The 14,092-nt window shown below is 58.6% G+C and carries 15 protein-coding genes; 1 reads left to right on the top strand and 14 read right to left on the bottom strand.

The genetic code is table 11. The features are described from left to right. Positions 1–6: 6 nt before the first annotated feature. From AC3YUO_RS08935 to tsaE, 7 genes are all read right to left on the bottom strand, one after another. Positions 7–642: a YdcF family protein gene (locus tag AC3YUO_RS08935; RefSeq protein WP_489962684.1), complete on the bottom strand. Its 636-nt coding sequence runs from the start codon at positions 640–642 to the stop codon at positions 7–9. Beyond that, entirely contained in the window at positions 639–2,540 is a 1,902-nt protein-coding gene (locus tag AC3YUO_RS08930) for an ABC-F family ATP-binding cassette domain-containing protein (RefSeq protein ID WP_489962683.1), read from the bottom strand. Before AC3YUO_RS08930 ends, AC3YUO_RS08935 begins: the two co-directional genes overlap by 4 nt. 46 nt (positions 2,541–2,586) lie before the next feature. Then, positions 2,587–3,978: a UDP-N-acetylmuramoyl-tripeptide--D-alanyl-D-alanine ligase gene (locus tag AC3YUO_RS08925; RefSeq protein ID WP_489962682.1), complete on the bottom strand. Its 1,392-nt coding sequence runs from the start codon at positions 3,976–3,978 to the stop codon at positions 2,587–2,589. A 3-nt stretch (positions 3,979–3,981) separates the two neighbouring features. Continuing rightward, positions 3,982–5,034: a D-alanine--D-alanine ligase family protein gene (locus AC3YUO_RS08920; protein WP_489962681.1), complete on the bottom strand. Its 1,053-nt coding sequence runs from the start codon at positions 5,032–5,034 to the stop codon at positions 3,982–3,984. 193 nt (positions 5,035–5,227) lie between these two features. Continuing rightward, positions 5,228–5,863, bottom strand: coding sequence for a uracil phosphoribosyltransferase (gene upp / locus AC3YUO_RS08915; RefSeq protein WP_489962680.1), 636 nt, complete (start codon positions 5,861–5,863; stop codon positions 5,228–5,230). A 21-nt stretch (positions 5,864–5,884) separates the two neighbouring features. Then, positions 5,885–6,595, bottom strand: coding sequence for a tRNA (adenosine(37)-N6)-threonylcarbamoyltransferase complex dimerization subunit type 1 TsaB (tsaB, locus tag AC3YUO_RS08910; protein ID WP_489962679.1), 711 nt, complete (start codon positions 6,593–6,595; stop codon positions 5,885–5,887). Between the two features lie 21 nt (positions 6,596–6,616). After that, positions 6,617–7,054, bottom strand: coding sequence for a tRNA (adenosine(37)-N6)-threonylcarbamoyltransferase complex ATPase subunit type 1 TsaE (tsaE, locus tag AC3YUO_RS08905; RefSeq protein ID WP_489962678.1), 438 nt, complete (start codon positions 7,052–7,054; stop codon positions 6,617–6,619). A 124-nt stretch (positions 7,055–7,178) separates the two neighbouring features. Between tsaE and AC3YUO_RS08900 the strand changes: the two genes are divergently transcribed. Further along, a complete protein-coding gene (locus AC3YUO_RS08900; RefSeq protein WP_489962677.1) occupies positions 7,179–8,366 on the top strand; it encodes an FtsW/RodA/SpoVE family cell cycle protein in 1,188 nt (395 codons plus the stop codon). Positions 8,367–8,640: 274 nt separating this feature from the next. Here the strand turns inward: AC3YUO_RS08900 and AC3YUO_RS08895 are convergent, their stop codons facing one another. The 7 genes from AC3YUO_RS08895 to AC3YUO_RS08865 all read right to left on the bottom strand — a co-directional run bounded on the left by AC3YUO_RS08895 (position 8,641) and on the right by AC3YUO_RS08865 (position 14,086). Further along, on the bottom strand, positions 8,641–9,450 hold the full coding sequence (locus AC3YUO_RS08895) for an RnfABCDGE type electron transport complex subunit B (RefSeq protein ID WP_489962676.1): 810 nt from the start codon (positions 9,448–9,450) through the stop codon (positions 8,641–8,643). A gap of 21 nt (positions 9,451–9,471) precedes the next feature. Continuing rightward, positions 9,472–10,098 carry an electron transport complex protein RnfA gene (locus tag AC3YUO_RS08890; RefSeq protein ID WP_489962675.1) on the bottom strand — a complete coding sequence of 209 codons (627 nt, stop codon included), beginning with the start codon at positions 10,096–10,098 and terminating at the stop codon, positions 9,472–9,474. Continuing rightward, positions 10,098–10,793 carry an electron transport complex subunit RsxE gene (gene rsxE, locus AC3YUO_RS08885; RefSeq protein WP_489962674.1) on the bottom strand — a complete coding sequence of 232 codons (696 nt, stop codon included), beginning with the start codon at positions 10,791–10,793 and terminating at the stop codon, positions 10,098–10,100. Before rsxE ends, AC3YUO_RS08890 begins: the two co-directional genes overlap by 1 nt. Positions 10,794–10,809: 16 nt before the next feature. Further along, complete coding sequence (locus AC3YUO_RS08880) at positions 10,810–11,343, bottom strand: RnfABCDGE type electron transport complex subunit G (protein WP_489962673.1); 534 nt, start codon at positions 11,341–11,343, stop codon at positions 10,810–10,812. Further along, positions 11,340–12,272 carry an RnfABCDGE type electron transport complex subunit D gene (locus AC3YUO_RS08875; RefSeq protein WP_489962672.1) on the bottom strand — a complete coding sequence of 311 codons (933 nt, stop codon included), beginning with the start codon at positions 12,270–12,272 and terminating at the stop codon, positions 11,340–11,342. The genes AC3YUO_RS08880 and AC3YUO_RS08875 overlap by 4 nt, the downstream gene beginning before the upstream one ends. After that, complete coding sequence (gene rsxC / locus AC3YUO_RS08870) at positions 12,272–13,582, bottom strand: electron transport complex subunit RsxC (protein ID WP_489962671.1); 1,311 nt, start codon at positions 13,580–13,582, stop codon at positions 12,272–12,274. Before rsxC ends, AC3YUO_RS08875 begins: the two co-directional genes overlap by 1 nt. 357 nt (positions 13,583–13,939) lie before the next feature. Further along, the gene (locus tag AC3YUO_RS08865) at positions 13,940–14,086 is read right to left on the bottom strand and encodes a hypothetical protein (protein ID WP_489962670.1); all 147 of its coding nucleotides are present in this window, start codon (positions 14,084–14,086) and stop codon (positions 13,940–13,942) included. Positions 14,087–14,092: the final 6 nt, after the last annotated feature.

The following is a 14,092-nucleotide window of genomic DNA, read 5'->3' as shown; positions in this document are numbered from 1 at the left end:
GTGATTTCAGTGATCAAAGAGAAAGGATTTGGCCAGCGCCAGGGGTTCCCGGATATACATCTTCAGCCGGGAGGGCAGATGGCTGGAGGGAGCGGCCAGTGTGGAGACCTCCTCAAAGCCCGTACGTTCCGCCAGCATTCTGGCCCGGGTGAGATGGAAGCCGTTGGATACCACCAGCACCTGGGTGTTTTCCAGGTCATAGCCCTGATCCTCCAGCAGCTGGGCGGTATAGCGGAAATTCTGCACGGTATTGTGGGACTGGTCCTCCAGAAGGATCTGGTCTTCCTCCACCCCTTCTTCCATGAGATAGTCGGCCATGGCACGGGCTTCCGTGGAGGGCTCGTCCGGTCCCTGACCGCCGGAGACCACTACGGTAAGATCGGGATGGTCGGCCAGATAGCTCAACGCCTCATCCAGACGGTCCCGCAGCAGCTGAGACGGGCCGTCGTTCTTCACCTGACAGCCCAGAATCACCATAACCTGAGGTTCGCCCTGAATATGGTCGTAAGAGCCGTAGATGACGGCGCCAAACAAAGCGGCAAAGCACAAAACACCTGCCGCGACCAACACCAGCAGCACCCGAATCCAGCGCTGATACCGTCTTCCCTTATAGCTGGGAACTTCTATCTTTTGCCGGCTCATCCCCGCGCCTCCTCCAGTTGGGCTGAGAGGGTCTCCCAGGCCCCATAGAGTTTTAAGATTTCCTCCTCCAGGGCCTCACGCTGTTCATAGAGCTCCTGAAGCTTCAGATAATCGGAGGCAGACTGCTCAATCTGCTGTTCCAAATCGAACATCTGCTCCTCCGCCTTGGCCACGGCTCGTTCCGCGGCCGTCACTTCCTTTTCCAGGTTCTTGGTGCCGCCCGGACGCTTGGGCTTTTCCTTCTTGGGTTCCTCTGCCTTGGGCGCGGCGGGCTGGGCAGCAAGCTGCTTCTGCCGCTGGCGGACGGAGAGATACTCCTGATAGGTGCCCTTGAAGTCGGTGATATGGCCGTCCTCCAGCATCCAGATGCGGGTGGCAAAGCGGTCAATGAAGTATCGGTCATGGGAGACGAAGAGCAGGTTGCCCTCGTACTCCTCCACTGCCTCCTCAATCCACTCACGGCTCTGGATGTCCAGATGGTTGGTGGGCTCGTCCAGAATGAGGAGGTTAATCTGAGCATCCATGAGCATGCACAGCCGAAGCCGGGACTGCTCGCCGCCGGACAGGGCGGACACCGGTTTGAAGACATCCTCTCCCCGGAATTTGAAGGCGGCCAGCCGATTACGGGCGGTCTGGGCCGTACAGTCCAGGTCGTAAATCATAGTGTCCACCAGATTCCGCTCCGGGTGGTCGAAATGGATGATTTGGGGCAGGTAGCCGATTTTCACGGTGGGGCCAAGCCGCAGCTTGCCCTGGTCCGGCAGCTCCTCCCCCATCAAAATCTTGATGAGGGTAGATTTTCCGGTGCCGTTGTCTCCCAGAAGGGCGATGCGCTCGCCTCCCGCCACCTCCAGATTGACATCGGAGAACAGCGTCCGGCCGGCAAAGCCCTTCTCCAGTCCCTTGATGGTGAGTACCTCGTCCCCGCGGAACTCACGCTCGCCGAAGCGGACCTCCATCTTCCGCTCCTTGCGGGGGCGGTCGGTGACCCGCATGCGTTCAATGCGCTTTTCCATGGACTGGGCCCGCTTGAACACCTTGTCGTTGCCGGAGTAGGCCCAGATGCGCAGCTGCTCGGCAGCCTTTTCCAGCTGCTGAATCTTGGCCTGCTCCTTCTCGTACTGCTTCAGCTTCTCCTCGTACCGCCGTTCCTTCTCCACGGCATAGAAGCTGTAATTGCCGGAATAGAACTCCGCCTTCCCGTTCTGAATTTCAATGACCCGGTCTACCACCTTATCCAGGAAGTAACGGTCATGGGAGACGGTAAGGACGGTGCCCTTGAATCGTTCCAGATATTCCTCCAGCCACTCCGTGGCACGCAGGTCCAGGTGGTTGGTAGGCTCATCCAGCAGAAGAATATCCGTGTCCTCCAGAATGAGGCGGCCCAGGTTGACCCGGGTCTTCTCGCCACCGGAGAGTTTATCAAAGGGCCGCTGGCGCATTTCAGCGGAGATAGATAGGCCATTGCAGACCTTGTTCTTGTTGGTCTCTGTCTCGTAGCCTCCGCCCGCCTGGAAGGCGGCGGTGAGCTTGTCATACCGGGCCATGAGGGCCGGGTCCTCGCCCTCCCCCATCTGTTCGGCCAGACGGGCCAGTTCTCGCTCCATTTCGGAGAGGGAGGCAAAAGCGGTGTCCAGCACATCCTCCACCGTATACCCCGCCGGATAGACGGGGATCTGGGAGATGAGCCCCAGACGCTTGCCCGGCGCCACCATGACCTCACCCTCGTCGTAATCTACCTCACCGGTGAGAATACGCAGCAGAGTGGTTTTTCCGCATCCGTTGGGCCCCAGCAGGCCTACCCGCTCTCCGGTGTCTACCTGAAAGGTAAGGCCATCCAATATTCGATTGCCAACCTCAAATTCCTTAACCAGGTTGGAGACGGATAGATCGATCATAGTAACCTCTTTTTATCTCATTGGTATGTGAATCCGGCGAATAACCTCATTCTGCCTTGGTGAGCTCCATCAGGGCGGAAGTCAGCTCTTCCATCTTCATGCCCCGGGAGGCCTTGACCAGAACCGTGCAGTCCGGCGTCAGCACCTTGGGCAGAATTGCCCGGGCCGCATCCTTGTCCCCGCAGTGGTAGACCTGAGGAACCCCGGACTCCCGGGCGCCCTGGGCAATGTGCTCCGACAGCTCCCCCACGGCCACCAGGCAGTCGATGCCCGCCTTGCCCAGGCACTCCCCTACCTCATAGTGGAGTCCAGGAGCAAAAGGACCAAGCTCAAACATATCCCCCAGAATGGCCACCTTCCGATGGCTGTGGCTGTCCGCCAGCACGCTGATGGCGGCCCGCATGGACTGGGGATTTGCATTATAGGTGTCATCCAGGATGGTGATTTCCTCTCCCCGGCGGACGATGTTCATCCGCATCCGGGTGGGAACAAACTGATAAATGCCCTGGGCAATCTCCTGAGGCGTGAGACCAAACCGCTCTCCCACCGCTGCGGCGATGAGGGCGGGATAGATCATGTGCTCCCCGAGGGCGGGGATTTTGACGTTCTGATCCATGTGGGGGGTAACGAGACGGCAGTTCAAATAGCTTACGCCGTCGCCGCCGGTTACCTCCGCCCGGTACTCCAGCCCCTCGCTCCGTCCGCAGAAGACGGCAGGCACGGGCGTCTTGCCCCGCAGGGTAGACAGCAGTGCATCGTCGCCGTTGAGCACCACCAGCCCCCCATCCTTGATATGGGGAAGCAGCTCGCACTTGGCTTTGAAGATGTTTTCCCGGCTGCCCAGACGCTCAATATGGGCGTCGCCGATGTTAGTAATAACACCCACGTCCGGTTTGACGGTTCCGGCTAGGTAGTCAATCTCACCGAACTTGTCCATGCCCATTTCCAGCACGGCAATCTGGTGGCGCTTCTCCAGCTTCAGCAGGGTTAGGGGCAGGCCCACATTGTTATTGAAATTCCCCTCGGTCTTCAGGACCTTGTACCGCACTCCCAGCACAGAGGCAATCATATCCTTGGCCGTGGTCTTGCCCACGCTGCCGGTAACGGCCACAAAGGGAATATCAAATTGGGCCTTATACCAGGCGGCCAGATCCCGCAGCGCCCGCTGGGTATTGGCCACCTTCACATAGAACTTATCTTCCCGGTAGCTCTCCCGTTCCCGGGCGGTGAGACAGCCTACTGCTCCCCCCTCCAGGGCGGAGTTAATGTAGGCGTGCCCGTCAAAGCGCTCTCCGGTAAGGGGAATGAACAGAGCGCCGGGATGGATGGTACGGCTGTCCGTATCCACCCGGACAATGGGGGCGTTTACATCTGCATAGGTACCCAGCAGCTTTCCGCCCACTGCTTCCAGCAGTTGGCCCAGAGTGATGGTCTCCATCCGTCACAGCGCCTCCTTCCGTGCTTCCAGGGATTTTTGGATGATGGTCTCGCACAGAGTTCCGTAATCAATACCCACGGCTGCCGCCTCCTGAGGCACCAGGCTGGTGGGCGTCATGCCGGGCAGCGTGTTGATCTCCAGAAAATAGGGGGTTCCATCCTCAGTGACAATGAAGTCAGCCCGTGCGTACACGGAGAGGCCCACCGTCCGGAACACCTCCAGAGCGGCCTCACCCAGGCGCTTCTCCCACTCCGCCGGAATCTCGGCGGGACAGACTTCCAGCGCGGCCCCAGGCTGATATTTATTCTCGTAATCATAAAAGCCCTCTTTGGGGATAATCTCAATGGAAGGCAGGGCCTTGTCGTCCAGAAGGGCTACCTGGATTTCCCGGCCCTGGATATACTGCTCCAAAACGGTGCGGCCGCCCAGGGCAAGGCTCCCCTCCAGGGCTTTGCGGAGCTCGGGACGGGTGTGGGCGATATAAACTCCAATGGAGGAGCCGCTGTCGATGGGCTTTACCACCACGGGAAGCTCCGTCTCGGCGGCCAGCTGCTCCAGGTTCTCCTCGCTCACCCGAACCACCTGCCAGCGGGGGGTAACGACCTTGTCGGCCACCATGCGCTTGGTCAGATCCTTGTCCATGGCGATGGCGGAGGACAAATAGCCCGACCCGGTATAGGGCACGCCCAGCAGATCCAAGGCAGCCTGGATGCGGCCGTCCTCACCGCAGGCGCCGTGAAGGGCCAGGTATACAATATCCGCCCCGGCGCACAGCTCCAGCACCCCGGGGCCAATGGCGGAGGGGCTCTGATCCTTGCGGCTGGCGAGCACCTGCTTCAGGTCAGGGGCCTGACGGGAGACCTTCTTAAAGGACTCAGGGATGGGCTGACCGTACAGGCTCTCCGGCGTGCCCGGCATTCCCTCCAGGCCAAAAAACAAATCCACCAGAGCCACCTGGTGTCCGCGCTCCCGAAGCGCCTGACATACCATGGCGCCGGAGGACAAAGAGACATTACGTTCCGGGCTCAGACCGCCGGCCAGTACCACTATCTTCATTTTGACACACCTCATTATCGGCCATATGGGCATACTTACCACATTTTATACGCTAACGGTTCATTTTAGCACAGGCCGCTGAAATACTCAAGCAGGACCCCGGATTTTTTCCGGTATTCCCCGTTTTTTCGGCAAAAAGCGCCCCCCGAATCAGCTCGGGGAGCGCTGTATGGTTCAAGTGCCGAACCTTTGCTTACTTGGTTCCGAAAATACGGTCACCCGCATCGCCCAGACCGGGCACAATGTAGGCGTGATCGTTGAGCTTCTCGTCCACCGCAGCCACGTAGATGTCCACGTCGGGATGGTCCTTCTGGATGCAGGCAACGCCCTCGGGAGCGGCGATGATGTTCATCAGCTTGATGTGCTTGCAGCCGTAGCCCTTCAGGAAGGTGATGGCCGCAGAGGCAGAGCCGCCGGTGGCCAGCATGGGATCCAGGATGATCACGTCACGCTCGGCAATGTCGTTGGGCATCTTGCAGTAGTACTCCACGGGGGCATGGGTCTCCGGGTCGCGATAAAGGCCGATATGACCCACCTTGGCGGAGGGAATCAGGTTCAGGATGCCGTCCACCATGCCCAGACCAGCACGGAGAATGGGGACGATGGCCAGCTTCTTGCCGGCCAGCTGCTTGAAGGTACCCACCGCCACCGGGGTCTTGATCTCCACGTCCTCAACGGGCAGGTCGCGGGTGGCCTCATAGCACTCCAGAGCGGCGATTTCCGAAACGATCTCCCGGAATTCCTTGACGCCGGTGCGCTCATCCCGCAGGATGGACAGCTTATGCTGCAGCAGAGGATGGTCCAAAACGTGTACTTTTTCGTTAAACATGCACATGCTCCCCTTTGTCATTCATTGTGATTGGGATTCCCGTTCCAGCCGCTCCCGCTCTGCCTGAGACAGCCGGTGGTAGACCGGAACCAGCGCCCCGCCCTTGACCAGGGCGCCCTCTTCCGCCAACCGCTGCGCGGTCCGGGCAACACCCCATGCGCTCTGCATACGCAGAGGCTGCGGCGCCAGCTTCAAGTCGAGGCCCTGTTCCATCAAGGCATTATAACACAGCTTGGCTCCATCTCCAACGACTATTTTGGAATTTTTATATTTTTTGACTTCTTCCGCCAAATCCGCCAGTGCGATGGCCCGGTCGGGGCTGACCCGTTCCAGCCCCTCGCCGGTGGCCAGGAACAGGGCGTTATAGACCTGGTTGCGCCGGGCATCCATGGCACAAATGATAAGACTCCCGGCCAGATGGGCCAGAGGCCAGGCCATGGACTCCAGGGTGGAGCAGGGGGCGCAGTCCTTGTCCCCCTTCCAGGCCAGCCCTTTGGCCGTGGCCACGCCGATGCGCAGGCCGGTAAAGGATCCGGGCCCGGCGGCCACCGCAATGACATCCACGTCATCCAGCTTGGTGCCGCTGTTCACCAGCATACTCTCCACCATGGGCAGCAGGGTCCGGCTGTGGGTCAGACCACTGTTGGCATAAACTTGTGCCGTCAGCTCCCCGTCCCGGCACAATGCGGCAGAACAGGCAGTGGCGGAAGACTCCAGCGCTAAAATTAACATCGTATTCTCCCACGCTTCCTCTCAGTTTTCCGGCAGTTCCGGAGCATTCAGCAGTGAAATGGTACGCTGCTGGTCGGTTTCTCCCCGGCGGATGTCCACCCGGATGGCGTCTGCCTCCAGCGCGTCGGACACATTCTCACTCCACTCCACGGCGCACACCCCGCCCCGGGCCAGGTAATCCTCCCAGCCGATGTCAAACAGCTCCTCCGAGGATCCCAGGCGGTACATATCAAAATGAAACAGGGGCAGCCGTCCCCCCTCATACTCGTTGACGATGGTGAAGGTGGGACTGGTCACCCGCTCGGGAATTCCCAATCCCCGGGCAAGGCCCCGGGTAAAGGCGGTCTTTCCCGCCCCCAGATCTCCGGTAAAGGCTATGACCGCCCCGGGGGCAAGACATGCTCCCAGCTTGCGGCCCAGCTCCTCCGTCTCCTCCGGGCTGTTGGTTATATAGTCCATACGACAGCTCCTCGTTCACAGAAAATTTTCACGCTCATTTGGAATTATACCACACCCGAGGTTTACCTTTCCACCAAAAAGTGATAAAATATGGTCCCAGTTCTTTTACCCAGGAGGTGGCGCTTTGACCACGCTGTTCTCTCCCCTGCGAGAGTTTTTTCGAAAAGGCGATTTGCTCCTGCTGTCCCTGTGCCTTCTGGCCAGTGGGTTCGGCCTTTTGCTAATCTTTTCCGCCACCCAATACACGAAAGACGGGCCCCTGCGCTATATGGCTATCCAGGCCCTGGCTATTCTTCTTGGCGTGGCTGCCTATATCCTCCTCACCTTCGTGGACTTCCAGCTCTTTGCGGAAAAGAACTGGAAATACCTGCTGGCCTTTAACGTCTTTTTCATTCTCCTCCTGCTTACCCCTCTGGGTACCGACCACAATATGGGCAACCTGAATTGGCTGGACATTCCTGGATTTCCCGTGGACATCCAGCCCAACGAAATTGTCAAGCTTCCCTTTGTTCTCCTTCTGTCCCTGCAGATTTCCAAGCTGCAGGAACACGGCCACGACATCAGCTCCATTCCCTCTATCCTTCAGGTAGGCGGCCACACCGTATTTATGCTGGGCCTCATCGCCGCTGTCTGCGGAGATATGGGCATGTGCGTGACCTATATGTTCATGTTTGCCTTTATCGCCTGGGCCTCAGGCGTAAAAATCCGGTGGTTTGTCTTGGTGGGCGGCGTTATTGTGCTCACTGCCGTCATTCTGTGGCTCTTCATACTGCCGGAAACCAAGTGGTGGACCGACTATCGGATTATGCGGTTCCGTGTGGTCTTTGATCATGATCTGGACCCCCAGGGCCGGGGCTTCCAGCAGCTGCGGTCCATTTTGGCCATCGGCTCCGGTCAGCTATTCGGACAAGGTTATCTCAACGGAACCCAGACCCAATCCTCCAACAGCTCTGCCCTCCCCGCCCGGCACACCGACTTTATCTTCGCCGTCTGCGGCGAGGAACTGGGTATGGTTGGCTGTATCCTTCTCCTGCTCCTCCTGGCTGGCATTGTACTGCGGTGTGTCTGGGTCAGCTGGCACGCCAGTTCCCCCTTTTCCGCCTATGTGGCCATGGGAATGGGCGGCATGCTCTTGGTTCAAATTTTCCTGAATGTGGGCATGTGCCTGTATGTGCTCCCGGTCATGGGCCTTACCCTCCCCTTTATTAGCTATGGCGGCTCTTCCATCGTGACCTTATTTGCCGCAATGGGAATCGTCTCCAGTATCAAAGCGAAGGCCTTGCCCAGCTGGCTGAGGGACCGACAAGCTTGATTGCTTTTCACCTATATGAAGAGCCATCCCGATGGGATGGCTCTTTTTTTGTGTAGTTCCGGTATTTGATGTATTTGTTTTGAATCCAGGAATTCATCGCGTCCTTTTCTATATGACTATCCGGATATATGGAATATGTACCTTTGTACCAGAGCAAGTAAGGACATCCGCATTCCGTTCAGTTGTGTCACAGTACCTCTCCTTTCTCCTTAGTGTGGGAATATAAAAAGAGCCACCCCAACCGGGATGGCTCTTTTGAATGAGGCAATACGAATTACTCGTTGGCGGGCACGTGGATGACGCCCACGGGACACTCCTTGACGCAGATCTGGCATCCCACGCACTTTTCCTGGTCGATGTGGGCCAGGTTGTTCTCCACGGTGATGGCCTCCTTGGGACAGGCCTTGGCGCACTTCATGCAGCCGATACAGCCGGCGGTGCAGGCCTTCCGGGTGTCGCCGCCCTTATCCTTGTTCTGGCAGAGGACCACGGGCTTACGCTTGTGCTCGGGCACGATGGAAATGACGGAGTTGGGGCAGGCGGCCGCACAGGCACCGCAGCCCACACACTTCTCACGGTCCACCTTGGCAATGCCGTTCACAATGTGGATGGCATCAAAGGCACAGGCGCGGGTACAGTCGCCGTAGCCCAGACAGCCGTACTTGCACATACCGTCGCCGCCATACAGGCCCTTGACGGCCATGCAGCTCTGGATACCCTCAAACTCATAGCGCTTGGAGGTCTTCTCACAGGTGCCGGAGCAGGCTACAACGGCCTTCATGGGCACGGTGGCCTCCGCCTGCACGCCCATAATCTCCGCGATGGCAGCCACCGTCTTGGCGCCGCCGGGAGTGCACTTGTTGATGGCGTTGCCATCCTCCACGATGGTCTTGGCGTAGTCAGCACAGCCCGCGCAGCCGCAGGCGCCGCAGTTAGCGCCGGCCAGCACGCCGGTAATCTTCTCGACACGCTCATCCACGGGGACATACATGAAGATGGAGGCGGCCACCAGAATCACCGCACCAATGAGGCCGATGACCGTGACCAGCACGATTGCCATAATAATCAAAGTATTGCTATCCATACCTATCTCTCCCCCTTCCTATCAAGCGCCGAAGATGGACTCAATGATACCGCCGAAGCCCATGAAGGACAGGGAGGTCACAGCGGCGGCTACCAGAGTGATAGGCAGACCCTGGAAGCACACGGGAGTGATGGCCTGTTCGACCTTGCGGCGCACACCGGAGAACAGCACCATGGCCACCAGGAAGCCCAGGCCGGCGCCGGCAGCACAGACGATGCTCTCGATGAAGTTATAGCCGTTGTCAATGTTCAGCACGGTCACGCCCAGAATGGTGCAGTTGGTGGTGATCAGAGGCAGATACACACCCAGAGCACGGTACAGGGCAGGGATGAACTTCTTCAGGATGTTCTCCAGCAGCTGCACCAGGATGGCGATGATCAGGATGAACACGATGGTCTGCAGATAGCCCATATCCCACTTCAGCTTACCGGCGGCGTCCACCGGAGTGAGCAGGAAGGTCTGGATGGGCCAGGTGGCGGCGGTAGCCAGCACCATGACGAAGGTAACGGCCAGGGACATGCCGACGGCGCTGTCCAGCTTCTTGGACACGCCCAGGAAGGGACAGATGCCCAGGAACTTAACCAGAACGTAGTTGTCCACCAGGATCATGGTGAAGAAAATGCTGGCAAGATGCATGGCAGTGCTCATTACGCATTCCCTCCTTCCGCAGCCTCAGCAGGAGCGGAGGACTTCTCCTTCTTGGGACGGGTGGTCAGCCAAGTGGCGGCCGCCATCATCACACCAAAGACAAAGAAGCCGCCGGGAGCGCTGGTCATGATGGTGAAGGGGTCAATGGACTCAGGCAGAACCTGAATGGCAAAGCCCTCGGGCAGGAAGGGGAACAGACCGTCCAGGCCGGACATCCAAGTACCGGAACCCAGAATCTCACGGATGGTGCCCATGAGGGTCAGGGTGATGGTAAAGCCGATGCCCATGCCGATGCCGTCCAGAGCGGAATCCAGGATGCCGTTCTTGGAAGCGAACATCTCAGCGCGGCCCAGGATGATACAGTTCACCACGATCAGAGGCAGATACACGCCCAGAGAAGCATCCAGGGCGGGCACAAAGGCCTTGACCAGCATCTGTACCACCGACACAAAGCCGGCAATTACAGTGATGTAACAGGGAATACGAACCTGATCGGGGATGACCTTCCGCAGGGCGGAAATTACGATGTTGGAGCACAGCAGCACGAAGGTGGCTGCCAGGCCCATACCGATGCCGTTGGAGGCCATGGTAGAGGTGGCCAGAGTGGGACAGGTGCCCAAAACGAGCCGCAGTACCGGGTTCTCATTCAAGATACCGTTGGTCAGTATCTTTAATTTACTGGGTTTATTACTCATCTCATACACCTGCCTTTCAAGGAATCGCGTTGTAGGCTTCAATGGCGGAGTTCACCGCGTTGATCAAAGCCGTACTGGAGACAGTGGCGGAGGTCACAGCGTCCACATCCTGATTCAGAACCAGAGCGTCGCTGGTGTCCAGGCCAATGTAGTTCTCCCAGTAGGAGGGAGTACCGGCAACCTTGCTGCCGATGCCCTTGGTCTCAGCCTGCTCGGTGACCTTGATCTGCTTGATGGTGCCGTCGGGATTAATGGCAGTCATAACCACTACGTCACCGCCGTAGCCCTTGGCAGAGCTGGTGATGACAACGCCCACATCGTTGGTGGACTTATAAATGGCGGAGACGTTGTCCACGCTGACACCGGTGATCTCCTCAAAGCCTTCGGCCTCGGGCAGCAGCTCGGTACGGGACTTCTCCTCGGCCAGGCGGGTGGCCTCCTCGATGATGGGGGCAGTGACCTGGTTGGTGGCAGCCAGGGCGCCGGTCACCACGATGCAGATGATGACCAGAACCACAATGGGCTTAAATACTTTGTTCCAGCTACTCATTTCGCGGCACCCTCCTTGCTCTTTTTCACCTTGGCGATGCCCAGCTTATCCTGGCGGGTCAGCACTTCAATGTAAGGAACCACCAGATTCATCAGCAGGATGGCGAAGGACACGCCCTCGTTCATGGTGCCCAGGAAGCGGATGGCACAAGTGATGACGCCCAGGCCGATGCCGAAGACAATCTTACCCTTGCGGGTGGTGGGAGAGGTGACATAGTCGGTAGCCATAAAGAAGGCACCCAGCATCAGGCCGCCGGAAAGCAGCTGATAGACGGGATCCTCACCGGCGATGAAGCTGAGCACAGCCACAGTGGCCAGATAAGTAACGGGAATGGTGGGGCTGATGACCTTGGTCCAGATGAGGTACAGGCCGCCGATGATCAGGGTGATGGCGCAGGTCTCGCCCAGCACACCGCCGTGGGTACCCAGCAGCAGAGTGACATAGTCAACGCCCTCGGAGTTGGCCAGAGGGGTGGCGGAGGAAACCGCGTCGGCGGGGAAACCGTAAGCGGACATACGGCCGGCAAAGCCCATGGCCATAGCGATACGGCCCACGATGGCGGGGTTGGCGAAGTTGTAGCCCAGACCGCCGAAAAGCTGCTTGACTACCACGATGGCGATGAAGGCGCCCACGACGGGCATCCAGTACGGCAGCGTGGAGGGCAGGTTGAAGGCCAGCAGCATGCCGGTAACCACGGCGGAGAAATCGCCGATGGCCACCTCACGGCCCATCAGCTTGCAGTAGGCCCACTCAAAGAAGACGCAGGCCGCCACAGTAATGGCAGTGAGGATCAGGGAATTGATACCGAAGATAATAACAGACGCAATCAGGGTAGGAACCAGGGCCAGGCACACCCGCTGCATGATCTTCTGGGTGCTGTCGGGGCTGGTAATATGGGGCGCGGCAGTAACGATCAGCTTATTGGCCATTACTTCTTACCTCCATTCTTCATCATGATCTTTGCCAGGGCGATGGAGGGGGCCAGCGGCCGCTTGGCGGGGCAGACAAAGGAGCAGGTGCCGCAGCTCATGCACAGATCGGCATTGAGCTCCTGCAGCAGCTCCACATTGCCGGCGTTGTAGGCCTGGACAATCTCCTTGGCGGACAGGCCCAGAGGACAGGCGTTGGTGCAGCGCCCGCAGTGGATGCAGTTGGTGGGCTTGGGAACGTGGGCCCACTTCTTGGAAAATGCCAGAACGGCGTTGTTGTTCTTCAGCACGGGCTGAGACAAGTCGGCAATACAGTTGCCCATCATGGGGCCACCGTAGAGCACCTTGCCGGGCTCGTCCGTCAGTCCGCCGCAGAAGTCCAGCAGCTCCTGAACGGGAGTGCCGATAACGACCTCCACATTCTTGGGCTCCTTGACGATGTCGCCGTCTACGGTCAGGCGCTTGGTCACCAGAGGCATGCCGGTTTCCAGGTACTTGCCCACAAAGGCCACGGAGGTGACGTTCATCACGATAACGCCCACATCGGAGGGAAGTCCAGGGAAGGGAACCTCGCGGCCGGTGCAGTTTTCAATCAGAACTTTCTCAGCGCCCTGAGGATAGCGGCAAGGCAGGGTCTTGACCTCGATGCCGGACGTGTCGATGGCGTCCTTCATCTTGGCAATGGCCTTGGGCTTGTTGCCCTCGATGCCGATGATGCAGTGGGCGATGTTCAGATACTTCATAACCGCCTTGATGCCGCTGAGAATAAAGTGGGTATCCTCCAGCAGGCAGCGGTTATCAGATGTAATGTAGGGCTCACACTCAGCGCCGTTGATGACGAGGGTATCAATCTCGTCCAGATTCTTGGGCGCCAGCTTGACGGCGGTGGGGAATCCGGCGCCGCCCAGACCCACCAGGCCGCTGGCACGCACCGCGTCCTGGAAGGATTTCAGGTCTGTGACCTGAGGAGGAGCAATGGCGGGATCCACCTTCTGCTCTCCGTCGGGAATAATGACCACCGCAGTCTGAGCCGCCCCATTGGGAGCGGTGATGGTGGTAATCCCCTCCACCACGCCGGACACGCCGGAGTGAATATCAGAGGAGACAAATCCGCCGGACTTTCCGACGACGGTGCCTACGTACACCTGGTCGCCCTTTGCCACGACGGGAGATGCCGGTGCACCGATGTGCTGAGACATGGACAGCACAATCTTTGACGGCAGCGGCATGACTACCGTCTCAAGGTCCGAGGTCCGTTTTTCGTGCGGAACCCCAGCGCCCTGAGCAGAACGCTTGAGAAATTTACTCATTCAGATTTCGACCTCCCTATACTGCTATCGCTGGAACAGCAGGTACCTCCCTGCCCTGCCGCAAGTAGTGTCCCTCTCCCCTGCCGGAAGCGGGGGCGCACAGCAAACGGCCCTTCCCAGGGCGGAACGCACCCAGACGCCTGCGATTCACAGGCGCACGACAAAACCCGCCGGATTCAAACTTTTTTTCAAAATTTGAAGCCGTCGGTCTTGCTTGCGTCGTTTATCATACACCTAACTTGTCAAAATTGCAAGATTCTTTTCACCTCCCGGCGTAATAGCCCAACCTGGCTTTCTGCAAAAAAAGAGGTGCGGGGCGTGAAGAAATTCACGCCCCGCACCGGAGTCTCTTGCTTCTCAGCAGCAGCCGTTGTTGCAGCCGCAGTTATTGCCGCAGCCATTGCCGCTCCAGCTGTTCCCGCCGCAGCAGCAGCAAAGGATGATGATCAAAATGATGATCCACAGACAGCCGCCGCCGCCAAAACCGTTATTGCAGCACCCCATATGAGT

It is taken from the genome of Pseudoflavonifractor sp. HNCC25GI2 (genome assembly GCF_058136395.1).
The sequence above is the reverse complement of the archived record's forward strand: the minus strand, read 5'-3'. Positions and strand labels throughout refer to the sequence as shown.

Bases quoted from the DNA above. Each gene is read 5' to 3' on its own strand.
- AC3YUO_RS08935 (WP_489962684.1), bottom strand. From the start codon at position 642: ATGAGCCGGCAAAAGATAGAAGTTCCCAGCTATAAGGGAAGACGGTAT.
- AC3YUO_RS08930 (WP_489962683.1), bottom strand. From the start codon at position 2,540: ATGATCGATCTATCCGTCTCCAACCTGGTTAAGGAATTTGAGGTTGGC.
- AC3YUO_RS08925 (WP_489962682.1), bottom strand. From the start codon at position 3,978: ATGGAGACCATCACTCTGGGCCAACTGCTGGAAGCAGTGGGCGGAAAG.
- AC3YUO_RS08920 (WP_489962681.1), bottom strand. From the start codon at position 5,034: ATGAAGATAGTGGTACTGGCCGGCGGTCTGAGCCCGGAACGTAATGTC.
- upp (WP_489962680.1), bottom strand. From the start codon at position 5,863: ATGTTTAACGAAAAAGTACACGTTTTGGACCATCCTCTGCTGCAGCAT.
- tsaB (WP_489962679.1), bottom strand. From the start codon at position 6,595: ATGTTAATTTTAGCGCTGGAGTCTTCCGCCACTGCCTGTTCTGCCGCA.
- tsaE (WP_489962678.1), bottom strand. From the start codon at position 7,054: ATGGACTATATAACCAACAGCCCGGAGGAGACGGAGGAGCTGGGCCGC.
- AC3YUO_RS08895 (WP_489962676.1), bottom strand. From the start codon at position 9,450: ATGGATAGCAATACTTTGATTATTATGGCAATCGTGCTGGTCACGGTC.
- AC3YUO_RS08890 (WP_489962675.1), bottom strand. From the start codon at position 10,098: ATGAGCACTGCCATGCATCTTGCCAGCATTTTCTTCACCATGATCCTG.
- rsxE (WP_489962674.1), bottom strand. From the start codon at position 10,793: ATGAGTAATAAACCCAGTAAATTAAAGATACTGACCAACGGTATCTTG.
- AC3YUO_RS08880 (WP_489962673.1), bottom strand. From the start codon at position 11,343: ATGAGTAGCTGGAACAAAGTATTTAAGCCCATTGTGGTTCTGGTCATC.
- AC3YUO_RS08875 (WP_489962672.1), bottom strand. From the start codon at position 12,272: ATGGCCAATAAGCTGATCGTTACTGCCGCGCCCCATATTACCAGCCCC.
- rsxC (WP_489962671.1), bottom strand. From the start codon at position 13,582: ATGAGTAAATTTCTCAAGCGTTCTGCTCAGGGCGCTGGGGTTCCGCAC.
- AC3YUO_RS08865 (WP_489962670.1), bottom strand. From the start codon at position 14,086: ATGGGGTGCTGCAATAACGGTTTTGGCGGCGGCGGCTGTCTGTGGATC.